The organism is Polaribacter sp. Z022, assembly GCF_023555495.1.
In the GTDB taxonomy this organism is placed as follows: Bacteria; Bacteroidota; Bacteroidia; order Flavobacteriales; family Flavobacteriaceae; genus Polaribacter.
The window spans coordinates 481,790-507,479 of record NZ_JALCZO010000003.1 but is presented as its reverse complement, the minus strand read 5'-3'; the positions used below and the strand labels follow the sequence as shown (position 1 = coordinate 507,479).

Here is a 25,690-nt window from a genome sequence, read left to right as displayed (position 1 = left end):
TTAAGAAGTTATAATAATTCAAATGCTATGAAAAAAATTACCTTACTTATTATTGTTTTCATTTTTTGTTTTTCTACAGTAAAAGCTCAAAGTGCTTATGATATTATTTTTACACAAAATCAAAATCAAGATTGCAGTTATTTTACCAACTATTTTAATTCTACTCCTAAAGAAATAGGTTATTCTATTCGAAGAGAGGGAGATAAATTATATTTTCAGGTAACAGATAAAGCTTGGGCAATTAAATTATTTAAAAAATCTGGAGATGGAATTGCAATAGATGTAGTTTCTAAATCTAGATATGCTTGTGATAAGGAATTAGAAAAGGTTCAAATAAAAGGAACAATTTTAAAACCTGTATACGCTCAGAAATTAATAAGAGGATTTAGACCTCATTTAAAAGATAGATACAGAACTTATGTTGGATCTGTACCAGAAGAACTAAAAGACGAAGAATTGGAGTTTAATATTCTATTCTTAAATAATAAAGTACTGTGTAGATATCAACAAATTTATAATTTAGAATCTTACCCTTGGGATTTGCTTGATATGGGAGTTTATTTAGATTCTCTTACTTATAAATCTAAAAAAATTACAAGTATCAATGATAAATTTGCAACAAAATACAAACAATTAAAATTTGTAATTCCGTTTCAAAAAAATAAATCAGAATATTTACCAAAAGATATTAAACCTCTTTATGATTCTTTAAAATTGACAGATTTTAATATAAAGAAGATTAGTATAAATGCATATTCATCTATAGAAGGAAGTGTAAAACGTAATTTAGAACTCCAAAAACAACGAGCAAATAGTATTGCAAAATCGATGCAATCTTTTCAAAAACCAGATATTACTACAGAAATTTCATCTTCAGAAAATTGGGTAGAGTTTTTAAATGATGTTTCTAAAAGTAAATACAAAAACTTGGTTGGTCTCTCAAAAAAAGAAGTAAAACAAAAAGTTGTTGGTGTAGTGTCTAAAGACTTAGAAAAATACCTAAAAAACCATAGAAAGGCTGTTATTACTTTAGATTTAGAAAGAAAAGATAAGTATAAAGATATGACAACTACTGTTTTAATTTCTACATTTAATAAACTTATTAAAGAAGAAAATGTAGAAGAAGCATTAATAGTACAAAACTCACTTTTCGAGAAAATTAAAGAAGAAAAATCACCAGAAAAGTTAAGAAAATTAAACGTACCAAAACAACTTAAGTTTGTGCCTGTTTTAAACAAAAACAGTATGTTTCAGTATTTATATAGTTTAGGATATTCTAAAATTGTGTACGATGAACTTAAAAAGTTAGAAAAATTAGATCCAAAAAATAAAAGAATTAAGTATAATTTAATTGTTGTAAAATTTATTATTTGGAAAAATAATTGGTCTCCTATTAAAAATGCAGATTTTAAAAATGAAATTTTAATTCTTAAAAAATATAAAATTGAACAAGCTTTAATTGATAGAATGTTGGTAAATTTTCATATTGTAAAAGCACAAAAAAATATGAGAGATAGACAATATGATGCAAAAGATGAATCTTTAGAATTTATAATTGATACTTATGAAAATTTTAATTTATCTAATTATGATTATTTAAGTTTGGCTCAATTTTTAACTTATTATTCAGATATAGATGATGCAATAGATTTACTAGATGATAAAGTAAGAACCATTACAATAGATGAAGACTTGTTGTTTTATTATTTAAATTTAACCATAACAGATAAATACAATGTTGCTTCTAAAAATTATAGAACAATGATGTTAAATGCCATTAATATTAATAAAGAAAGGTTTTGTAAGTTATTTAATCCTTCATCAGAAAAAGGAGTTACGTTTCAATTATTAGAAAATGAGTATTTAAGAAAAACCTATTGTGAAAACTGTAGTAAAGAGTAGTTTATAATTCTAATAACTCTTCTACAAATGCTCTTTTATTAGATAATCTTGGTATTTTATGCTGCCCACCAAGTTTGCCTTTTTTCTTTAACCAACTATAAAATAAGCCATCTTTGGCTACATGTATTTTTGGCATTGCTAAAGTTAAAGAGTTGTAACGTTTTGCTTCATAATCAGAATTGATAGACTTTAATGCGTTGTCTAAAATTTCAGTAAAATAATCCATATTATTCGGTTTTTTACTAAATTCTATAATCCACTCATGACCACCACTTTTTTTATCTTTCATAAAAATAGGACCTACAGTGTAATCAGTAATACTTGCATTTGTTTTATCACAAGTAAGTTTTAAAGCATCTTCTACATTTTCAATATTTAGTTCCTCACCAAAAACATTAATATAATGTTTGGTTCTTCCTGTAATTTTAATCCTATAAGGATCTAAAGAGGTAAAACGAATTGTATCTCCAATAGAATAACGCCATAAACCACTGTTTGTAGTAATTACTAAAGCATAATCTATTCCTTTTTTAACATCTGCTAAAGTTATTGTTTTAGAGTTTTCTCCTTTATAATCTGTCATCGGAATAAATTCATAGAAAATTCCGTAATCTAACATTAATAACAATTCTTTAGAGTTATTTCTATCTTGAATAGCAAAGAAACCTTCAGACGCATTATAGGTTTCATAATATTTAAACTCTTTTTTAGGAATCAGTTTTTTATACTGTTCTCTATATGGATTAAAGTTTACACCACCATGAAAATACACTTCTAAATTAGGCCAAACTTCTAAAATATTATTTTTTCCTGTTCTTTCTAACACACGATTTAATAACACCAGCATCCAACTTGGTACACCTACTAAACTGGTAATATCTTCATGAATAGTTTCATCAATAATAGCTTCCATTTTAGTTTCCCATTCTGCTAATAATGCAGTTTCTTGACTAGGAGCAGAGCTAAAATCTGCCCAAAAAGGTAAGTTTTCTGTAATAATTGCAGATAAATCTCCAAAATAAGAATTGTTGTCTTTGTAAATTTCAGAACTACCACCTAATTTTAAACCTTTACCAGTAAATAGCTGAGTATCTTCGTTATTATTAATGTACAAGCACAACATATCTTTACCAGCTTTCATGTGGCAATATTCTAAAGATTCCTCAGAAACAGGAATAAATTTACTTTTTGCATTGGTGGTTCCACTACTTTTTGCAAACCATTTTATGTCTGTTGGCCAAAATAAATTCTGTTCACCTTTTCTACACCTTTCAATTAAAGGCTCAAAAGTTTCGTATTTCTGAATAGGAACTTTATTAGTAAAATCTGCATGATTTTTAATAGACGAAAACTCTTTTTCTTTACCAAATTTTGTGTTTTTTGCAGTATTTAAGAGCTTTAAAAGTAGTTCGTTTTGTACATCAACAGGATATTTTAAAAACAATTCTATTTGATGTTTTCGTTTCTTTAAGAACCAAGAAATTATAGAATTGATAATTTGAAACGCCATAGAAATTCGTAAGTTTGTTTAGTTCGATTTTTAAAACGAATTAGATTTTTAAATCGCACAATAAAAATACTAAAATCTTTTATATGAACTATCAAGGAGTTTTAAAAAAAATGATGACTGAAAATGCTGATGAAATTCAGTATTATTTAGATATGAAAACCGATTTTTTAAACATCAATCAGTTGTTAAACAAAGAAATATCTATTTCTTTTGTTACTTATGAATGTTTAAATTGTGGCTTAGAAAAGAAAATTTATAGACAAGGTTTTTGTCAATCTTGTTTTTTTGAAACACCAAATGCTGGAGATTGGATTATGAGACCAGAGTTAAGTAAAGCACATTTAGGTATAGAAGACCGAGATTTAGCTTATGAAAAAGCAGCACAATTACAACCACATATTGTGTATTTAGCAAACTCAAGTAATATAAAAGTAGGTGTTACCAGAAAACAGCAAGTGCCAACACGTTGGATAGATCAAGGAGCACATGAAGCAATAGAAATTGTTGAGGTGCCAAATCGTTATTTAGCAGGAATTACAGAAGTTGCTCTTAAAAATCATGTAGCAGATAAAACCAATTGGCGTAAAATGCTAAAAAATGATATTGAAGATGCAAATTTGGTTGAGTGGCGAGATAAATTAAAAGAATTTATACCAGATGAAGCCAGAGAATATTTTATAGAAAATAATGCTGAAACACATTTAAATTTTCCTGTTGTTCAATATCCAGAAAAACCTAAAAGTTTAAATTTAATTAAAACACCAAATTATTCAGGAAAATTGGTTGGAATTAAAGGACAATACTTAATTTTTGAAGATCAAACTGTTTTTAATGTAAGAGCAAATGAAGGTTTGGTGGTTTCTTTAGAGGTTTAAATTGAACTAATGAAGGAAGTATTAAAAGTTGTTTTTTTTATTGAATGGTTTTTGATGATTGTCATAAATTCAATTATTTTTTATCAAAACATTTGGATTTATTATTCTCAAAATAAGAACAAATATAAATGGTTTCCATTTTTAAGTCCTTTTTCATTTGATTCATATGAATTATTGATTAGTTCTTTATTAACTTTCAATTGGAAGTTAGAAAATAAAAATATTAGATATAAGAAAAATGTAAATAAGTTATCAAAATTTTTAGGTTATTTATTTTTGATTATAATATTGACAGGAATAATATTTCTTTTACTTTAGATAAATTAATTATGAAAAACAATATTCTAAAAGTAGCATTAGCACAAATATCACCAGTTTGGTTAAACAAAGAAAAAACAATTGAAAAGATTGAGAAGTCAATTGTAGATGCAGCAAAAGAAAGTTGCGAACTCATTGTTTTTGGAGAAGCTTTGTTACCAGGTTATCCTTTTTGGTTAGCGTTAACAGAAGGTGCAAAATGGGATTTAAAAGTAAATAAAGAAATTCACGCTCATTATGTTCGTAATTCTATTACTATAGAAAAAGGTGAGTTAGATTCCATTTGTAAATTGGCAAAAGAAAACAAAATTGCTATTTATTTAGGAATTATGGAACGTGCACAAAATAGAGGTGGGCATAGTATTTATGCTTCTTTAGTGTACATAAATGAAGAAGGAATCATAAAATCTGTTCATAGAAAATTACAACCAACTTATGATGAACGTTTAACTTGGGCTCCTGGAGATGGAAATGGATTACAAGTTCATCCTTTAAAAGAGTTTACTGTTGGAGGTTTAAATTGTTGGGAAAATTGGATGCCTTTACCAAGAACAGCTTTGTATGGTTTAGGAGAAAATTTACACATTGCAGTTTGGCCTGGGAGCGATCATAATACAAAAGATATTACACGTTTTATTGCTAGAGAATCTCGTTCTTTTGTAATTTCTGTTTCTAGTTTAATGGCAAAATCAGATTTTAATGATAATGTTCCTCATGTAGAAAAAATACTAGAAGAATCACCAGAAATTTTAGCAAATGGAGGTTCTTGTATTGCTTCTCCAAATGGAGAATGGCTTGTAGAGCCTGTTTTGAATAAAGAAGGTTTAATTATAGAAACTTTAGATTTTAATAGAGTTTTAGAAGAAAGACAAAATTTTGATTGTGTTGGACATTATTCTAGGCCAGATGTAACTAAATTGCATGTAAATAGAGAAAGACAAAGCACAGTTTTTTATAAAGATTAAAATAAACGTATTTTCAAATAGAAAAAAACAAGAATAATGATAATAATAAAACCAGTTAGAGGTAAACATCCACAAATTCCAGAAGATTGTTACGTTGCAGAAAATGCAACAATTGTTGGCGAAGTTTCTCTAGGAAAAGAATGTAGTATTTGGTTTAATGCTGTAATTAGAGGAGATGTACATTATATAAAAATTGGAAATAAAGTAAACATACAAGATGGTGCTGTAATTCATGCAACGTATCAAAAATCTCCAACTACAATTGGTAATAACGTTTCTATAGGACATAATGCTATTGTACATGGTTGTACAATACATGATAACGTTTTGGTAGGTATGGGTGCAATTATTATGGATGATTGTGTAGTAGAATCTAACTCTATAATTGCAGCAGGAGCAGTAGTTACAAAGAATACAAAAATAGAAAGTGGAAGTATTTACGCTGGTGTACCTGCTAAAAAAGTGAAAGATATTTCTGAAGAATTAATTTCTGGAGAAATAGATAGAATAGCTAATAATTATTTAAAATATTCTAGTTGGTTTAAAGAATAATATTTGAGTATTTAATTATAAAACAAAAACCCGAACTCAATTAAGAATTCGGGCTTTTTAATTAATCAACCAAACTAATTATTTATTGTTTCTTCCTTTAGATCCTTTTTTACCTTTTGCTCCTTTTTTTCCTTTCATTTTCTTCATAGCCATTCTTTTTCTTCCTTTTTGCATTTTTTCAAACTTCTCAAATTGTTCTTTATTTAAGATGTTTTTCATTGTATTCTTCATTTTGATTTGTTTGTCTAACATTTTACTCTTCATTTCAAACATTTCATCAGAAGTAGGTCTTTTTTTATTTTCTCTGGCAGTTTTTCTTTTTTCCATAGCAGCTTTTCTTTCTGCCATATTTGCCATTATAATTGGTTTTATTTGCTTCTGTTGTTTTTCAGATAAATCTAAAGCCAATGTCATTTTTTTAACAGCTAAAGTAGTTTGTTGCTCTACTGTTAATTTTGGTCCTTTTTCTCCACGTCTTTTTTGAGCTTGTGTTGTAAATGTAAATGCAAATACTAATACTAAAATGCTTACTAAATTTTTCATATCTAAATATTTTTATGTTTTTATTTATACTTCTATGACTATGTAAAATTAAAAAGGTTTAATGTAAAATTTTGTTTAACAAGTCTTTAACATGTTTTTTGTTATAAAAATAAAAACTCGGTTTCAAAAAGAAACCGAGTTTTTTAATAAACTAATCAACCCAAAACTAGTTATCTTATAATTTTCTATTTTTCATTTTTTCTTTAGCTTTCTCTTTTCTTTTTTTAGCAATAGATTTAAATTTTGCTAACTGTTCTGCATCTAAAATTGCAGCCATTTTAGTATTCATTTCAGTTTCATTTGCTAACCTTTCACTTCTTAGTTTTTGTCTAACTTCTTTAGAAGGTTTTTGTCCAGATTCTTTTAAAGCCTTTCTTTTTTCATTCATTGCTTTTCTTTCTGCAAGTTGAGCAACTAATAATGGTTTTATTTTACTTTGTTGTGCTTCTGTTAAGTTTAAGCTTTTAGTCATTTTTTGTAACATCTTTTCAACAGATGCTTTTCCACCCTTTTTTTGTGCTTGTGTATTTAAAGTAAAAGCAAATACTAAAACTAATATTGTTATTATATTTCTCATTTAATTGTTATTGTGTTTTTATTTCAGTTCTTAGACCATTAAAAAATGAAAAGGTTTAAATTTGTTTTTTGTTTAACACCTTTTTAACAAAGTACAGATGAAAAGATTTTTGTTGTTAGTATTATTGTTGCCGTTATTTTCTGTGGCTCAAGACAGTATAAAAGTAGATATAAGTAACCCTCATGCTACAGTTTATACGCATTTGTATTTTTTACAAACAGATTCTTATGAGCCTATAAAAGCTGCTAAAACAATTTTGGGTTTGCCAGAAGAAAAAGCAATTGAAAAAGCAATAAAAATAAAACAGGTATTAGATGGTAAAGGTTTATATGTTGATGTAAATAGAATACCAACTAATACTAATTATAAAGATACTATTGGCTATTCTTCTTATTATAGATATGTATTGTTTCCACAAAGAATGCCTCAAATTTATGTAGAAAAAATTGGTGATAACTGGTATTATTCTTCAGAAACTATAGCTAAAATTGAAGGTTTATATAAAGAGGTATTTCCTTGGTATGTTCAAAAATTACAGAATATAATTCCAGTTTCTGGTCATAAAAAATTTCTTGGAATAGAATTGTGGCAGTTTGTAGCTTTATTATTAATGCTGGCTTTGTGCTTTTTTATCTTTCTAATTGTTAAAAGAATTGCTTTTTTCTTCCTTAGAAAAATTCAACATCAAATTACTAAAAACACCAATATAGAAGTTAATAAAGTGCTAAAAAAGTTAGCACATCCTATTAGCTTATTAATTACAGTTGCATTTGTAGACAAAGTTTTTCCATCGTTACAATTTGGTTTAGAGGTTAATACATGGGTTTTCTTAGCATTAAATATTGCTGTTACTGTTTTTTGGATTTATGTTTTCTTAAAACTAGTGCAAGTAATAATGCGTGTATATGCAGAATTTACAGAAAGAACTCATGGTAAACTAGATGACCAATTGGTGCCAATTTTGCATAGTTTCTTTACAGGTATTGTAATTGTTGTAGGTATTTTTAGATTGTTAATTCTTTTTGGGGTTGATGCTACAACAATGTTAGCAGGTGCAACAATTGGAGGTTTAGCATTTGCATTAGCATCTCAAGATACTGTTAAAAATTTGATTGGTACTATCATGATTTTTGTTGATAAACCTTTTCATATAGAAGATTGGATTGAGGCTGGAGAAGTTGTTGGTACTGTAGAAAAAGTTGGTTTTAGATCTACTCAAGTACGTGCTGCAGATACATCTGTATATCAAATACCAAACAGTAAATTGTCTGAATTGGTAATTAACAATAAAGGATTAAGATTGTTTAGACGTTACAACACCAATTTAGGATTACGTTATGACACACCTCCAGAATTAATTGAAGCTTTTGTTAAAGGTGTTAGAGAAATTGTAATTGCTCATCCAGAAACAAGATCAGATTCTTATAATGTAGAATTTACTGGTTTTGGTGATTCTGCTTTATTAATAATGGTAAATGTTTATTTTAAAAGTTTAGCTTGGGGTATAGAACAATCTTCTAAACACAGATTGCATATTGCCATTGTAAAATTAGCTAAAGAATTAGGTGTAGATTTTGCATTTCCATCTACAACTGTTACTATTGAACAGTTTCCAGAGAAAAAAGGATTTAGTTTAAAATACGATGTAAATCAAGAAAGAATTGATGCCGTAATTGATAAAGTGGTAAAAGAATTTTCTAAAGAAAAATTTGAAAAAGAGTAGGCTGTTTTTATCTTTTAGCTTCTTTTAAAATTTCTCTTACTGCAATGGTATAGTTTTTTACGCTTTTTGCTTTTTTAATTTTTTTGTAAGTCTTCTGTGGATTTTCAAAACTTTGAGAAAAGTATTCCCAAAAACCAAGCATTTTCATTCTAATAGGAGTAGGACCAGAAAGAGCAGCATCGTATTCTTTAAAAATACGATCATGGAATTCACTAAAAATATCGATTTTATTTTTAGGGTATTCAGTAGTATTGTTTTTAATCATACTTGGTAAAAAAGGATCTGCAATTAAACCTCTACCAATCATCCAATGATCTATAGAAGGAAAACGTTCTTGTAGTTCTTTAAAGGCTGCTACAGAAGTAATATCACCATTATAATACATTTTGTGTTTGGTGTTGTCTAAACATTTTTGAAAAGCACCTAAATCTGTTCCACCTTTGTAGAGTTGTTTTCCAATTCTTGCATGTATTGCAATGTTTTTAAGCGGATATTTATCTAAAATAGGTAAAGTATCTAAAATTTCTTCAGGATTTTCATAACCCATTCTCATTTTCATAGAAACTAAAACATCAGATTCGTTATGAACTCTATGAAGAATACTATCAATTTTTTTAGAATCATGTATTAAACCAGAACCCATTCCACGTTTTGTAACCATAGGATATGGGCAACCTAAATTCCAGTTTAATTCTTTATAACCTAACTCTCTAATGTATTTAGATACAAACAAAAATTCATCAACATCATTGGTTATAATTTGCGGAATTACTTCTAGCTCAGTATTATTTTCTAAAGCAATATCTCTTTTGTAAGAATTTTTAATTACCATTTTTCCGTTTAAACGAATGTATGGAGCATAAAAAGTATCTATGCCTCCAAAGAAATGATTGAATGCATTTCTGAATTTAAAATCTGTAAAACCTTGTAATGGTGAAGAAAGTAACGTGTGACTCATTTAAAATATTGAGTTGCAAATATAGAATAGTTTTTAAACTAAAAACAAAATTAAAATTAAGAGAAAATAAGTAATTGCAATAGTGTTTACAAGTAATAAAATAGGGTTTTTATGATGTTTCTTTTTAAGTACTATTACACTGGGTATGATAAATAAATGAGCCAAAAAAGTAAAAGGAAGAATTAAACTACCAAAACCAAAAGGGCCTCCAGTTGTAGAAATTATTATACATGTAATATAAATGAAATATAGATTACTTAACAGTATCAATATAGCCAGAGTTATGTTGAAGGTTTTAATCATTTTTAATTATCTAACCAAAATTTACCTCTTTTTTCTGCTTCTTTAATGGCTAAATTAATATCTTCAAAAATAAAATTTGGAATTGTATTACTTGTAGCTGGTGTTAAAAGAGAAACAATACCGTTTTTAGATTTTTCTGAAACTAAAACCAATATAGGAAAAGCAGGTTCTTCAGGTGTTTTATCAGCATCTTTTAAGGCTTCAATTTCTTGAAAAACTCTTAAAATTGAGTTTCCCCAATTGTATGTTAATTCTCTAAAATCTAAAATAACACAATCTGGATCAAAGTCTATTAAACCAGTAATTACTTTTTTAGAAATAAAAGTAGCATAATCTCTTCCTAAAGAACCATCAGGATACGTGCCTTTAAAAGAAGCAATTAAAACTTCAATATTATCCAATAATTTTTCTTGTGGAGAAAAATAATTACAACTAATATTTTCTGGATTAACAGATCTATTTTCTATAAGTGTGTATTTCATGTTTTTATTTAACTCAGGTTGATGTTTTTTTTAATTTGAAAATCTTTTATTTCAATAAGCTTTTCTTTTATAACCGAAAATTCGTCCATCATTTTAGCATCTAATAACCTTTTTTGTTCTTGAGCAAAAGGAGTAATATCTTCAATACTAACAATCCATTCTTTGGCAAATTTTTTCAAAATTTCTCCTTTTAAACCTAATTGAATTGCTTTTCTGGTGTGTTTGTTTCCATGAGGATCATGATCTGGATCCCATTGTAAACGAATTTCAGAATTATTTAATTTAGATTTCCAGTTTTCTTGAGTTTCATATAAATTTTCTTCAAATTTAGAATGAACAGCTTGCTTTAAAATTTCTTCAAACTTCACTTTTGGAATTGTAATAGCTAGTATTTTTTGTTGATGTTCTTTCATTGCCCAACCTGCTCTATACATCATCCATAGAAAATTAGGTTTTATCCATGTCATTCTAGAAAACTTATAATAATCGCCTCCAAAAACTTGATGTTTAATAGCATAATCTGCAATTTTTGGGTTAAAAGCTTGATAAACAATTATGTTTTTTCCTTCTTCTTGTCCAACTATATGATTACCAGTTTGGGGTAAATTAGATTCGTAATCTTTGTATTTTATAGTTTTTAAATTCATTTTGTCTAAAATAAAAAAAAACCTCATCAGTTAAGATGAGGTTTTATAATTTTTATTTCAATTTTTTAGATTACTTAGGGTCTAAAATTTTTGAAATTCTATCTACTACATCTTGTAGGTGGTAACGAGTTAAAGAGTTTCCTCTGTTAGAAGCAGCTCTTGCATCACGTTGTAAACGTTTTAATTCTCCTCTTGCTACAGATTTAATGTCAGATTGATTTACTGTAATTCCACTTTGTTTAAAGTATCCTCTGTTAGCAGCTCTTTGGTTTTTAGCCTTGTTTAATAGATAGTCTAATCTATCTAAATAAACTCTTTGTAAATTTCTTCTGTAAGTATCAATAGATTTTCCAGTATAAATTTCACTCCAAACACCTTTTCTTAAATCGCTCATCATACTAACTAAAGAGTATGCTTTGTTTCCATTAGCAGTTTCATTTTCAATCAAACGTGCCATTCTACCAGGATCTAACATGTTGTTTAAAGTTCTAGCCTGTAAAGCTCTAACTCTTTCTACAGAACCAGAAAACTCTGTTTTGCTAAAAATGTTTTTATCTAACATCCAAGTAGGTGTTTTAAATAAATTATCTACAACAAATTTTAAAGCTTCTTTTTGAGTTGCTTTATCTACATGTGTATAAACTGCTCCTTCTTGGTCTGTAGTTTTATAAAATTCATAAACACCACCAACATTTGCAGTTACATGCCCCATATATCTATTAAATTGACTTAAAACTTGTCCATACATTGTAGATAAGTTGTCATAGTTTTCACCTTTTTCAGAAGTCCATTTTTCTAAGTTTGGTAAAATTCTTTTTAAGTTTTTAATTCCGTACATAGAAGCTTTCATAGCATTGTCTCCTAAATCTTCAGTTTGAGAACTAGGATCTACAACACCACCAGCTTGTTGATGTCCAAATCTATACATTAAATCTCCTTCGTGTTTTAAAATCCAAGAGTCTAAAATTGGTTTTTCTTCTTTAGCAGTTTTCCCTAAAATTGGTCTATAACCCCAAGCAATTGCATATTTATCATAAACACCAATATTTGGCATTAATGCAACACCTTTATCTTCTGGTTGAGCTATATAATTAAAACGAGCATAATCCATAATTGATGGAGCTGTTCCATATTTTTTTGTAAAAGTTGCAGAACGTAAAGAATCTACTGGATATGCAGTAGAACTTCCCATATTATGTGGTAATCCTAAAGTATGACCTAACTCATGAGAAGACACAAACTTAATTAGTTCTCCCATAGTTTCTGTTTTAAAGTTATTGCTTCTAGCATCTGGATTTATAGCTGCTGTTTGTATAAAGAACCAATCGTGTAAAAGTGTCATTACATTATGATACCAATTGATATCTGATTCTAAAATTTCTCCAGATCTTGGATCACTAACATGAGGTCCGTTTGCATTTGGAATTGGAGAAGCTAAATAACGAATTACAGAATAACGAATGTCTTCTGGACTATAATCTGGATCTTCTTCTTTAGTTGGAGCTCTTTTTGCAATAATTGCATTTTTAAAACCTGCAGCTTCAAAAGCAACTTGCCAATCATTTACACCTTGTATAATGTATGGAACCCACTCTTCTGGAGTTGCTCTATCTACATAATACACAATTTGTTTTTTAGGCTCAACTAATTCACCTCTTTTAAATTTTTCGATATCTTCATCTTTAACTTCTAAACGATATCTATCTAAATAAGTTACAGTTTTGCTTTTTTGTGCATCTAAACCATAATCTACTTGACCTCTAGCAAACCATCCAACTCGTTCGTCAAAATAACGACGCTTCATAGGTACTTTAGGTAATAATACCATAGAGTTACTCATTTCTATAGTAATAGATCCTAAAGCTCTATTTGAAGGAGCTTTGTTTGCAAAATATGTTTTTACATGTCTTATTTCTATATTTTGAGGGTAACTACTTACTCTATCAATATAAGAACGAGTTTTATCCATTCTTGTAGCTTGATAAAATTTTCTGTAATAACTTGGTAACCCCAAAGGTTTTACATCTGTAGAAAATAATGTTGTTGCATCTATAACTGTTGCAGTAGAATCTTTACTGATAGCTTTTATAGGAAATGAAAATAAAATTGGTTCTAAATTAGAATTTACTACAGCTTCATGCACTGGTAAAACAGTATCAGCAACTACGTTATGTGAAACAACTCGTAAAAGGATGTTTTTATTTTTTCTTTCCCAACGTAAAACTTGAGTGTTGGTTTTTCCTCCACCAAATCCAATTCCGCTAGCAGTTTTAGCAATTCTGGTTACCATTAACATTTCTCTATTTATAAGAGAATCTGGTATTTCGAATAAATAAGAATTATCTTTTTGATGAACCTTAAATAAACCTTTATCAGTTTTGTGATCTTTAGTAACCACTTTACCATAAGGTTGCATAGCTCCTTTTTTAGGTTTAGGCTTTGGTTTTAGAGTTGTTTTTGTAACTTCTTTTTTCTTTTTTTTCCAAAACTGAGCATCAGTTTCAGTAGAAAAACCTAATACAAAAACAACTAGAAGTAATCTAGAAAGTATTTTTTTTGTCATAATAAATGTTTATTTGAATTGTCTTCGAAATTAAGCAAACCATAGTTGTTGGTTTCTTAAAGAAATGTTAAACAGACAATACTATTTTAACATAAAAAAGCATCCAAAAAATATTTTTGGATGCTTATATTAATACTACTTTTTCTTTTTTTTTAATTCATTCTATCTTTCCAAATTGCATGATATGCAGGATTTTCTTTTTCTCCTTTTTTTAGTTCATCTATGGCTAAATTAAAGGCATTCATAAATTCATCTCCTTTAATTATTTTATAAATAGCATCTTCTGGCCCACCAGTTAAACCATTGTATTTACCTGCTTCTTTTAATGATTTTGCTTTAGTAGAAAAATCCATTTCAAAATATTTTGCAGGTGTTTTGTAAGATACATTTGGTGCAAAAGCTACAATTTTTATAACAGGATTTAAACCTTCACTTTCTATATCAAAATCTAAATCTATGGTTACAGCAATTAATCCATCTAAATTTAATTGTTTAATAATTTTTTCGTTAGTATAATCTGCAGGAAACGTAGTTTTTATGTCTTTAATATAATCTAAAGCGCCAGTTCTTATTAATCTTTTTGTACCATATGCACCTTTTTCTATAAACGTTCCTGTAACAGTATCTAAAATTGGTTTCATTTCAGAATATGCTTTGGTGTTAGTAATATCATTTACAGACATAACATTTACACCTAAACTATTTAAATTGTTTTTAAACTTATCATATACTTTATTTACAAACGCTTGCCATGTATTATCTGTTAAACCTGGAAACCATTTTTTTACGGTTGTTTTTGTTGTTGTTATAGTTTTTGTTTGAAAACCATAAGATGTAGAAGTTGAGGTGGTTGTTTTCTTTTTGTATAAATTTCCTCTAACTACAAAAGATGAAATACCAATATTCTTCATTTTATCTAAAGGCGGATGTGTATAAGGATTACCTTTATTTAATTTAACATTATATTCTCCTTCAACCGTTTTAAATTTTGCTTTTGTATTGGTGTTTTTGTCTTTACTAAAAGAGTTTTTTATTAAATTTCCACCAGCAATATCACCTTTCACTAAAAAAGGAGTAAAATCTGAAAATGTTGCTACTTTTTGTATAACTCCTGCATCAGTATTATGGTTCATTTGGTGTTTTACCCTTGTTACAATTAAAGTGTTTTTCTTCACTAAAGGTAAAGGTGAGTTTTCAAAGTTTTTAAAAGATTCTTTAGGAATAACAATTGTATTTGTTGCTTTAGAAGGAAATAAATGTGTTTGAACTTTTAAACTCATAGCGCTTATAATCATTTCTACATAGAGTTTAGAATCTGGGTCTGCATCTCCATTTTTTAATTCGATAACTACATCTTTTGTTCCATCAATAATTATATCTCCTCCTTTTGAGATTCCGTTTACAGAAATAATTTCTAAAGCAGCTGCAGGTTCAATATTCACGTTTACTTTGCCACCATTTGAGCTAGTAACTTCTACTTTTTGAGTACCTCTTTTATCTGCAGAAAATCCTTGAAAATAAGTACCCATTCCTGCTTTTTCAAGTTTAGTTCCATTTAGTTTTACATCACCATCTGTATCTGTTAAACCAATACCTTCATAGTTTAAGAAAAATACAGAAACACCATCTCCACAAGTTTCCCAACCTGGAGTTTTTGTAGCAAAATCTAACTGACTTTTAGGAGGTAAACTAGAAGCATAAGAAATTGCTAATGCTACGTCTTTTAAGTTAGATTTTGGTTTGGCTTTAATAAGACTTCCTGTAACTTTAGAGATTAGTTTCATTGGTTTTAATTTACCAAATACGCTTTCTTTATGTATGTAACCACACTTATAGGCTTTTACTTCTTTTTTCTTTAAAAAAGATTGTGCATTTATTGATAAAAAAGCAAATAGCATTAATACTAAAATAAATTTATTTTTATTGGTTTTCATTTTTAGTTGTTTTTTAGGTTGTTAGTGATACAAAACTAAATGAGTTTCTTTTTTTTTGAAATAGGGCATTTGCCTTATTTTTTCATTATTTTTTTGGAGTATTGACCTAAGTTTGTACTAATTTGTAATAAATAAACACCAGGAGTTAGGTTAGAAATGTTTATGTTTTTAATAGCTGTTTTATTTGAGAATCTTTTAACTTCTTTACCAAAAAGAGAAAATACTTTAACAGATTGTATTTGTTGATTTTCAATTTTAAGATTTAAAATATTAGAAGTTGGATTTGGAAATATTTTGATATCTACTATAGAATTGTAATTATTTGTAGATAAGCTATTGTCTTGATTTGCTATATAGATAGAGCCAACTGTTCCTAAAACTAATTTATCATGAGAAGCTAAAATTTCGTTATATGGAACTCCTTTGTTACCACCATTAAAACCATAACCTGTAACAGTTTCAAGACCATCTGCAAAAGCTGTCCAAGTTAAACCATCATCTTCAGATTTTAACACAGTACCTCCTTGATAAGCATTGTCTTTATGTGCTCTGTATAAAACCCCTAAATTACCTTGTACAGGTTCATCCCATCTTTGATCAAAAGATATGTTTGGTTTTTTGGGACCAGTCCATTGTGTTAAATCAGTAGAAAAATAAAACCCTGTTTCAGGGAACGTTCCATTATTGGCAAAAGTCCACATACCTCCATTTCCTTTAAAAAACACGTTTTGGGCTACAGCAAGAGCAGTTCCTTTTGTCCATGTAACTGCATAATCATCAGAATAATAAGCTTCACCAGAAACAATTGCATAAATTCTTTTTAGGCCTTCATCAAACCACATGCTCATATCATTAATATTATCAAAAGGAGCATTAGGCATATGAGTAAAACTCATTCCATCTGAAGATTTATACAACCCGTTTAAATTACTTAAGCAGTAAATGTTATTATTATCATCTTCAAACATACTTTGTATATTCCATACACTGTTTACATCTGCAGTAACTTTTACCATAGAATCATCTGTTTCATTTTGAATATAAACTCCATTCCAAGTTCCACTTTTACTACTTGCTGTATATACTTTTCCGTTTTTTGCTACGTATGTGTTTCCTGCAAAAGCACCTTCTCCAGTTAATTGCTTCCAAGTTGTTCCATAATCATCTGTATAATGAGCATAACCATCTAAACAAGCAGAAATTCTTGTTCCGTTAAAAGAGATTCCTTTTGTATTTGAATAATCTAAACCATTTGTTTTTAATGATTGTGTATTGTTAGATAAATCTAATTCTACTATTGCATTTTCTTTAATATTTGTAGCAAATACTTTCCCTGTAGAAGTAATTACTACTTTTTCTGGAAAATTACCAGATTCGAATAAACTGCTCTTATTCGTAAAAGTAGTTCCACCATCAGAAGAATAAGAAAAAGACCAGGAACCATGTACAATAACAACATCATTATTGGCAACAATTTTATCTGCTCCATATAATTTACTTGAGTTAATTTTTGTCCAAGTAGCACCATCATCTGAAGATTTGTATAAATCTTTTGCATTACTAGAACCCCATAAAGCGTAAAAATTATTTTTCTCTCTATCTAAACTGATACTATTGTTTTTATTAGTATAGTTAATTGCACTACCCATTGCAGAAAAAGTTACTCCTTTATCTGTAGATTTATATAAATTTTTATCAGAACCTAAGTAAAAAATGTCATCGTTTTTCTTAACAAAAAGTTCTGCATTTACATTAGTTTTTACTAAAATGTTAGATACACTAGTATTATTACTAAATGTTGTACCATTATCTGTAGAAGATTTTAAATAAACTTTTGTATTCCATATAGTTGTGCCTTCTTTAACAATGCTAAATAATTTACCATCACTTGTTTCTGCCATTATTGTTGGGTTACCAACATTAGCATCATCTTGTTGATCTGAAGTTGAACCATTGTATTTAATAATTCCATCTCCAGTAACCCAAACATTTCCATTATTGGTTGTTAGTAGAATTCGATTTCCTTCCATACTTCTGTCTAATAATGTCCAATTACTAGCATTATCAGTACTTTTAAATACACCTTGAGATGTAAGTGCAATTAGGTTTCCATTAATATCTTCATATAAGTCATTAATTTTTTTTCCAGTTTCTGGCAAGTTCAATTTTGTCCAAGTTTGACCCTGTACTGAAATTGATACAATCGTTAACAAAATAAGTAGTAGTTTTTTCATAGTGAGTGGTTTAAATATAAAAACAGTACCCATTCTTGTTTGTTAATTCATCCTAAAAACAAATGCGAATTGGGTACTGTTTCAGTAAATATTTTATTTTTTTAGGATGTGATGAATTAACACTTCAAAAATAAAATGGATAAGAGTTTTATAAAATAGAGTGATGCACTTAAAAGACTACGTTGTTTAACGTATTTTTAAGAGGTAAGTCCGTTTTGAAAAGCAAAACGTATTAAAGAAGCCACGTTATTAACATCTAATTTTCTCATAATGTTAGTTCTATGAGTATCTACTGTTCTTGGGCTAATAAAAAGTTTTTCGCCAATTTGAATGTTGGTAAAGCCTTGAGAAATATACTTTAAAATTTCAGTTTCTCTTGTTGTAAGTTCATCTACTAATGGCGATTTTTTTTTGAATTGATGAGATGCAATTGTATCGTTAGAAAGTAATGCTTTTGTAACATCAGAATTAAAATACTCTTTGCCATTATAAATGTTTTTAATGGCCAGTAAAAGTTCATCACTTGGTATTGTTTTAAGCATATAACCTTTAACACCAAGATCTATTAAATTTTTAATAATAGAAGATTCTTGATACATAGAGAGCATTGCTATTTTTACATCTTTATAATCTTTGGCAATTATTTTTGCACATTCTATACCATCCATTATAGGCATATTTATGTCTAAAAGTGCAATATCTACCAAATGTTGTTCTATAAAATTAATAGCTTCAGCACCATTATTAACAACAGCCACAACTTGGTAATCTTCTAGATTATCAAAAGTGTTTTTTATTCCTTCTGCAATTAAAGGATGATCATCTGCAATTAGAATTCGAATTGGCATTATTGTAATGGAATTTTTATAGTTACTAAAGTACCACTTTTAGGACTTGGTTCAAAATTTACATTTCCATTTACCATATCTAATCTGCTGGTAATGTTTAACAAACCAATTCCTTTTTTATTTTTATCAGACGTAAAACCAACGCCATTATCTTCAACAATTAAAATAATAACATTATTTGCGTTAAATAATTGTACACTAACTTCTGTAGCTTTACTATGTTTAATGATGTTGTTAATGAGCTCTTGAACAATTCTGTAAATAGTTACTTCAATTTTTTGCGGCAGTCTTTCAGAAATATTAAAATGCTCTAAACTGTATTTAATTTTTGAATAAGCAAATCCGTTTTCTAATAAATCATTTAATGCCGATAAAATTCCGAGTTCTTTTAAAGCTCTTGGCATCATTTGATGAGAAATTGTTCTTAAATCTTGATTAGAAGCTTCTAAGCTTTGTAATAATTCTTGAGATTCTTTAGTTTCGAGTAGATTCATTTTAGATAAAATGTGTCTAGATTTTAAAATAACACTACCAATTTGTTGTACAACACCATCATGTAATTCTCTTGCAATTCTGCTTCTTTCATTTTCTTGTGCGTCAATTAAGGCTTTTAAACCTCTTTCTTTTTCTTTAACAACTGCCTCATTTTTTTCTTTTTCATATTTTTGAGTTAACTCTAATTCATGAACTTTTTTAACAAACTTTCTTTTAGAAAAGTAATAAACAATTTGGGTTACAGAGAGTACAATTAATAATAAAGTGAAAAACTTGAATAATTTGGTTTCATACCAAAAAGGTAAAACAGAAAATGTGTAAAAATCTGGAATAGATAAATTTCCTTGCTCGTTTTTTGCTCTTACTTTAAAAGTGTAGTTTCCATCATTTAGATTTGTATAAATTTTAAAAGGTTCTTTTGTGAAATCAGACCATTTTGTATCATAACCCTCTAAAAAGTATTGATATTTTGTTCCTTTTAAGTTGGTAAAATCTGTTGCACCTACTTCAAAACGAATATCTCTATGATTTGCCTCTAATTTGTTGTTTTTAGATTTGTTAAATTGATGTCCGCCAACTAAAAGACTATCATTTGAACCTAATATTTTTGAAATAAGAGCATTAAAAATAGTATCTTTTTTTGTGTTTACTTTTGATAAATCTAATCTTGCTAAACCATCTGAACCACCATACCAAACTACATTTTTATCAGGTTCGCTTAAAATTTCATAAGCTTGCATTTTACCAATATCTAAAAGAGGTTTTTCTAATAAATCATAAGTGCCTTTATTGTTTTTAATAGCTGCAGTTGCAATTTTATTTCTGAATGAATGCATCCAAACATTTTCGTTTTTATCAAAATTAAAAGCATAAATAAACTCATCTTTTCCACCTGCATATTTATTTCCAAAACGAGTTTCTGGAATAAAATTTTGAGAGATTTCATCAAATTTATACAATCCTTTATGAGTTGTATATAATACCTGATTATTATTAATATTGTAAACCAAATTATCTCTTAAAGAAGGCAGACCATCTTTTTCTAAAAATTGTTTGATTGTAATATTTTCAAAATTATCATTAAATGAAACTTTGTAAACTCCATCAGATACTGATGTTAACCAAAGATTTTTGTTTTTATCTTCTGCAACACCTCTTATTTCAGGAAGGTTTTTAATTGTTTTAGATGAAATAATATTGTTGTTTTTGTTTAGAAAAAGTATTTCACATCCATAAGCATGCCCCATGTATAAAACATTTGGATAATGAATAGATTTGTAAAATTTTCTAGGGCTAAAAGAGTTTATGAAAGATGACTTTCCGTTTTCAAAAGATTGGGTTTGGTTCATACCACCAAATAGGAATTTATTTCCTAAAGAAAAGTTTGCAAAGTTATCTATTTGATCATTAGGTAAATGTTTAAATTCAGGATAATGATTTTCGGTTAATAAATCTTCTTGAAAAATTTTATGCAATTTAAAAGTACCATTGCTAGCACCTATAAATATGTCGTTTTTATGGCTAGTAATTTCTTCTATAGTTCCAATTTTTGATTTGTTATGATGAAAAAAAGTAGTAGTTATAGGGTAATTTATTTTAGTGATTCCTTTATCACTACCAATCCATAAATTACCTTGATAATCTTGTTTTATTTTTTTAGAACTGTTGTTAGAAAGTCCTCCTTTTTCTGAAATTCTGTATAATGGATTAAAAGAATTATCTGTTATCAATATTCCTCCTTTTATAGTTGAAAAAGCAATTTTTTTATCACTTAAAACTCGAGCCGTAAATACCATTTTTTCTTTAAAAAAAGAGGAAGCTTTAATTTTTAAAGGAACTAGTTTATTGTTTTTTAAAGAAAAGATACCATCTCTTAATGTAACCACGTTAAGACTGTTATTTTTGGCTTTTACTATGGCTCTTATATCTGTTTTAATTGGTATTTCTGAAGAATCTAATAAAGTAAATTTATTCTTTGTTAAAGAATACAAACCTTTATTAGTGCTGATAAAAAGTTGGTTGTTATATTGAAATAAATTTTGAATATTTTCTGGAGCGTCTATAATTTCAATTACCTCATTTTTTAGTTTAATTATATTTTTATCGTTTCTAAAAAAAATATCATTTTCTATTAAAAAAATATCCCAAACATTGCCAATAACAAAATCTTTGGGTAGCTTATTAACTATCGATATAAAAATTGTTTCCCCATTTATGTTTTTGTCTAAATACCCAATGAAACTAGTTCCTCCTGTATATATTTTACCCTCCTTGTTTTTTGCAAAAGAAAGTGGAACTCCATCATTATTGGGTTTAAAACTTCTCCAACTTGTACCATTAAATTCTAAAAAGCCAACTGTGTTGGCAACATAAAGTACGCCTTTGTCATCTTGAATAAAATCAAAATTTTGAGCTTCACCATTGTAATCATTAGGTAAAAACTTGGTGGTTTTTGGTATGCCTAATTCAATAGAATTAGTAATGTTTTGCCCATAAATTTGGGAATACATTAAAAGAAAAAGAAACACCTTAAAATACGTTTTCATAAAATAAATAATACGTTTAACAAATTTTTTAGGGAATCTTAGTATTTACTAATGTACCATTTCTATAGTTTTTTTCAAAATTTACTGTTTAAACAGAACAATATATTTTTTTAATAAATAACAAAAAGCTTTATTTTTTGGTATTAAACTAGCACTTTTTTTTATTTAAGAAATACTTTTTTTGAGACTATACCTTGGTTTGTATGTATTTTTAAGATGTATATGGAAGAAGAAATATTCTTAGTGTCTATTATAATTTCTTTATTATTAATTTGATTAGAATATTTAATATGAATTGTTTTTTGTCCGATAATACTATATAATGAAACTTCTTTTATTGTATTTTGACGTAAGTTTTTAATAACTATATTTTTATGTTCACTTTGATACACAAAAAAGTTGGAATCAAAAATGTTGTTTTCTAACGATAGCGTTTCATTTTTAAAAGCAATATAAAAACGATTAGTGTAAATTCTGTTTTCTAAATTTAATTTAATAGGTTTATCTGTATTGTAATAAATATTATCAATAGCGTCAAAAATAAAAACATCTCTTGTAATGTTTTGTTTTTCATCTAACATTAAAAAGACATCATCAGCAGTATTAATTTTTAATGTAATAGGTACCAATAAATCATCAGATATTTGTTCTACACCAGCTATTACTAATTTATCACTATCTTTTTTAAATTTAAAATAAATATCAGATTCTTTAATTTCTGCCTTTTTACTATCAAAACCTATTTCTGTATCAAATGTTTTTCCTTCAGAAAAAGAAATACCTACTTGAGAATGAATATAAATTCCGTCAGTATTTTTTGCCTCAAAACCGATTTTTAAAATAGCATAATTTAAGTTGTCTTTTTGTTTTGCATTTGATTTAAAAAAATGAGAATCACCAGATTCTGTTTCAAAATATCGTTGATTATTTTTAAAATTTATTGTAGCTGCTAAACCTGAAGCTGTTTCTACAAAGAAACCTTGTGCAATAGGTATATATCTTCCTGGAGCTGTATAAGTACCTCCACCTAAACCTGCAGTACCATCTACATTTGCATCTGCAGCTGTACCCATTGTAGCATTTCTATAACTATAACCACCAATATAACCAGACTGATAATGCCCTTCATTACCTGTAGTAGATTCTTCGTTTTTGTGTTCCCAAAAATATATGGTTGCTAAATTAGAACTGTCTGAAAATAATTGGTTAGCATCTAAAGCAGAAGGATAAGGATTACCTAATAAACTTGTATTATCTGCGTCAACAGAAAAAGAAATATCACCATCATTTGGAGTTCCTACAAAAGTATAGTTTTGTGCTACACCAGGACTTTTTAATAAAAAACCTTCACCAGGATTAAAGGTTCCAGATTCTTGTTTTTGAGACCAAGAAGAACCATCACTTCCATTTAAATATCCATAAATCCAATAACTAGATAATGTTAAAGGACCTGTACTACCATCATAACCTGAAGTAAAAGTTAAATCTGGAGGTGTTGAAGTTGCAGAGGTAGCAGTTGTTCCGTCTTTCATAACTCCTTCTATTGTGTAATTAGATTCTGAAACTTCTTTTACAGGAGATGTCCAATAATTATATCTATAAACACTAGTTAAATCGCTATTTTGATCTACATACAAACTACCAGAACCAGTTATTTGTGAACTACCTGTATGAGTTTGAATTAATTGAGATGTGCCAATTAACCTTATATCTCCTTCATTATCAATTGCATTAGAAACCTGTAAACGTGTACCAGAATCTACTACTAAAACACCACCAGATTCTATTTCCACTTCTCTTACGTCTGCATTTTCGGTTAATGAAGGTGTACCATCTGCAGTACTTTTAACTAACAGTTTATAACAATCATCAGATGTGTTAGGTACATTAGAAGCACCTGCACCATTATAAGCAGTAGTTGCATCTAAAACAATAGTATCTACATATTCTATAGTAAAATAATCTCCATCTGTAAATGAAACTCCAGTTGCTGTATATGTACCAGAAGATAAAGTTAAATCATACGATGTTTTTGTTGCAAATGTTGATGAGTTACTTACTATTAATTTTAAATCATTACAACCAGAACCTGCATTTAAAGTTATATCAGATTCTTCTACAGCTATTGTAACTGTACCTAAATCATTTCTTTTACTTACTCTCCATTTTGTGTCTAATCTTTCTATATAATCTGTTGATGAAGATGAAGAAAAATCATAGGATGCACTAATTTGATCTTCTCCCCAAAATAAAAACTCATCATTATTTAAGTCAGAGGGTGTGTTGATTCTTATAATACCTGTTCCTTGAGAATCTACATGTAAAGAACCGTCTGAAGCCCTACCAATACCAGCAACATTAAAATCGAAATTACCACCTGTTGTATCTTCATCATAATAATCTTCTGAAGTTAAAGAGAAATTATATTTTGCAGATAAGTAGTTGTTTATAATTATTCTTTGTGCAGAATTTAGAACAGCATCAAACATAATTACTTCACCAATTTTACCATAAAATCTATAATTAGGTGTACTTTCATTTCTACCTGCTCCAACTCTAATTGGTTGAGTAGAATTAACAGTCATACTATGTGTACTTGTAGCATTTAATGTATTATTTATAAATAATCTTTTACCATTGGTTGTATTTTCATAAAACATGCTTTGAGCAGACCATGATCCTGTAGTAGATGTTGTAGAACCTGTTGTTTGCCAAGAACCAGAATTTCTACCTGTCCAAAAAGACCAATTGTTAGATGTTGGGTATGCATAAAGTATAAAACCTCTAGTTGGTGATCCAGAAGGATCATCTCTATTAGAAATTAGTGCTTTATGAGATCCATTAGAGCTAACATTACTTGTTGCAAATACACTAAATTCTGTAGGGTTTAGAGTTGCATCAAAAGATTTTTCAAAATAATCACTTGTACCATCAAAAGAATATGAATTATGCCCATTAACATCAGCTGTATTTAATGTAGCACCATTACCACCAGTAAAATCAAACCCATAACCAGATTGATCTGTCCAAGTAGTTCCAGAATTTACACCAATATCAGGATTTAACCATAACACTAAATTAGAACTACCATCTGTATTACCCACACCTCCAGGACCTAAATAAGTATTTGTAGAAGAGGGTAGTGTACCTGTAACTTTTACATTATCTATTGCCCACCACCAATCATAAGCACCTATATACGTAAAACGTATTTGAGCACTAGAATAACCGTTAGTTTCTGATGTTATATCTATTGTTTCTAGGTTTGATCCAGAGTAGTTTTCATCTCCAAGTTCTTTTCTAAAAACTTCTGTCCAAGAGGTTCCATCAAAAACTTCTACAACACAAGATTCTCCTCCATTATAATCTCTGTATTGATAGTCGAACTCTAATGTAATTGTTTCGTAAATTCCTGTTGAAAAAGAAGCTGTTTCTAGGGTAGCATCTTGACTATTACCACTTCCATAACCATCACTATCTAAAATAGCATAATTTCCCGAAAAATTTCCTGCAGTTATTCCTCTTGAAGTATTAAACTCCCAGATATCACCTGCTGGACTACTACCATTGTCAATATTATTCCAACCAGTAGGTAATCCACTAGTAAAATCTTCATCTATTAAAATTGTTTGCCCTGAAGTAAATATACTCCCAATAAGAAATATGGACATTAAAATTTTTCTCATTATTTCTAATATCTTGTCTCATAGTTTCT

At 28.3% G+C, this 25,690-nt stretch carries 17 protein-coding genes; 5 read left to right on the top strand and 12 right to left on the bottom strand.

What is annotated here, in order from left to right:
- Positions 1-27: 27 nt before the first annotated feature.
- Entirely contained in the window at positions 28-1,902 is a 1,875-nt protein-coding gene (locus MPF13_RS09140) for a hypothetical protein (RefSeq protein ID WP_249982195.1), read from the top strand.
- A 1-nt stretch (position 1,903) separates the two neighbouring features.
- Here the strand turns inward: MPF13_RS09140 and MPF13_RS09135 are convergent, their stop codons facing one another.
- Complete coding sequence (locus MPF13_RS09135) at positions 1,904-3,412, bottom strand: GH3 auxin-responsive promoter family protein (protein ID WP_249982194.1); 1,509 nt, start codon at positions 3,410-3,412, stop codon at positions 1,904-1,906.
- Between the two features lie 83 nt (positions 3,413-3,495).
- Here MPF13_RS09135 and MPF13_RS09130 point away from each other — a divergent pair, with 83 nt between their 5' ends.
- The 3 genes from MPF13_RS09130 to MPF13_RS09120 all read left to right on the top strand — a co-directional run bounded on the left by MPF13_RS09130 (position 3,496) and on the right by MPF13_RS09120 (position 6,122).
- A complete protein-coding gene (locus MPF13_RS09130; RefSeq protein ID WP_249982193.1) occupies positions 3,496-4,287 on the top strand; it encodes a DUF2797 domain-containing protein in 792 nt (263 codons plus the stop codon).
- A gap of 329 nt (positions 4,288-4,616) precedes the next feature.
- A complete protein-coding gene (locus tag MPF13_RS09125) occupies positions 4,617-5,570 on the top strand; it encodes a carbon-nitrogen hydrolase family protein (protein ID WP_249982192.1) in 954 nt (317 codons plus the stop codon).
- A 36-nt stretch (positions 5,571-5,606) separates the two neighbouring features.
- Complete coding sequence (locus tag MPF13_RS09120) at positions 5,607-6,122, top strand: gamma carbonic anhydrase family protein (RefSeq protein ID WP_249982191.1); 516 nt, start codon at positions 5,607-5,609, stop codon at positions 6,120-6,122.
- A 78-nt stretch (positions 6,123-6,200) separates the two neighbouring features.
- Here the strand turns inward: MPF13_RS09120 and MPF13_RS09115 are convergent, their stop codons facing one another.
- On the bottom strand, positions 6,201-6,665 hold the full coding sequence (locus MPF13_RS09115) for a DUF4890 domain-containing protein (RefSeq protein WP_249982190.1): 465 nt from the start codon (positions 6,663-6,665) through the stop codon (positions 6,201-6,203).
- Between the two features lie 175 nt (positions 6,666-6,840).
- Positions 6,841-7,242, bottom strand: a complete 402-nt coding sequence (locus tag MPF13_RS09110; protein WP_249982189.1) for a Spy/CpxP family protein refolding chaperone — start codon at positions 7,240-7,242, stop codon at positions 6,841-6,843.
- Between the two features lie 97 nt (positions 7,243-7,339).
- Here MPF13_RS09110 and MPF13_RS09105 point away from each other — a divergent pair, with 97 nt between their 5' ends.
- Entirely contained in the window at positions 7,340-8,965 is a 1,626-nt protein-coding gene (locus MPF13_RS09105) for a mechanosensitive ion channel family protein (RefSeq protein WP_249982188.1), read from the top strand.
- 7 nt (positions 8,966-8,972) lie between these two features.
- Here the strand turns inward: MPF13_RS09105 and MPF13_RS09100 are convergent, their stop codons facing one another.
- The 9 genes from MPF13_RS09100 to MPF13_RS09060 all read right to left on the bottom strand — a co-directional run bounded on the left by MPF13_RS09100 (position 8,973) and on the right by MPF13_RS09060 (position 25,646).
- On the bottom strand, positions 8,973-9,923 hold the full coding sequence (locus tag MPF13_RS09100; protein WP_249982187.1) for a tRNA-dihydrouridine synthase family protein: 951 nt from the start codon (positions 9,921-9,923) through the stop codon (positions 8,973-8,975).
- 305 nt (positions 9,924-10,228) lie between these two features.
- Complete coding sequence (locus tag MPF13_RS09095; protein ID WP_249982186.1) at positions 10,229-10,708, bottom strand: hypothetical protein; 480 nt, start codon at positions 10,706-10,708, stop codon at positions 10,229-10,231.
- 8 nt (positions 10,709-10,716) lie between these two features.
- Positions 10,717-11,382, bottom strand: a complete 666-nt coding sequence (locus MPF13_RS09090) for a DUF4291 domain-containing protein (RefSeq protein WP_249982185.1) — start codon at positions 11,380-11,382, stop codon at positions 10,717-10,719.
- Between the two features lie 43 nt (positions 11,383-11,425).
- Positions 11,426-13,918: a zinc-dependent metalloprotease gene (locus tag MPF13_RS09085; RefSeq protein WP_249982184.1), complete on the bottom strand. Its 2,493-nt coding sequence runs from the start codon at positions 13,916-13,918 to the stop codon at positions 11,426-11,428.
- Between the two features lie 152 nt (positions 13,919-14,070).
- Positions 14,071-15,852 carry a hypothetical protein gene (locus tag MPF13_RS09080; RefSeq protein ID WP_249982183.1) on the bottom strand — a complete coding sequence of 594 codons (1,782 nt, stop codon included), beginning with the start codon at positions 15,850-15,852 and terminating at the stop codon, positions 14,071-14,073.
- Between the two features lie 74 nt (positions 15,853-15,926).
- Positions 15,927-18,086 (bottom strand): T9SS type A sorting domain-containing protein, encoded by a 2,160-nt coding sequence (locus tag MPF13_RS09075; protein WP_249982182.1) that lies wholly within the window; start codon positions 18,084-18,086, stop codon positions 15,927-15,929.
- A 197-nt stretch (positions 18,087-18,283) separates the two neighbouring features.
- Positions 18,284-18,934 (bottom strand): response regulator, encoded by a 651-nt coding sequence (locus tag MPF13_RS09070; protein ID WP_249982181.1) that lies wholly within the window; start codon positions 18,932-18,934, stop codon positions 18,284-18,286.
- A complete protein-coding gene (locus MPF13_RS09065; protein ID WP_249982180.1) occupies positions 18,934-21,975 on the bottom strand; it encodes a sensor histidine kinase in 3,042 nt (1,013 codons plus the stop codon). Before MPF13_RS09065 ends, MPF13_RS09070 begins: the two co-directional genes overlap by 1 nt.
- Positions 21,976-22,136: 161 nt before the next feature.
- Complete coding sequence (locus MPF13_RS09060) at positions 22,137-25,646, bottom strand: T9SS type A sorting domain-containing protein (protein ID WP_249982179.1); 3,510 nt, start codon at positions 25,644-25,646, stop codon at positions 22,137-22,139.
- Between the last annotated feature and the right edge of the window lie 44 nt (positions 25,647-25,690).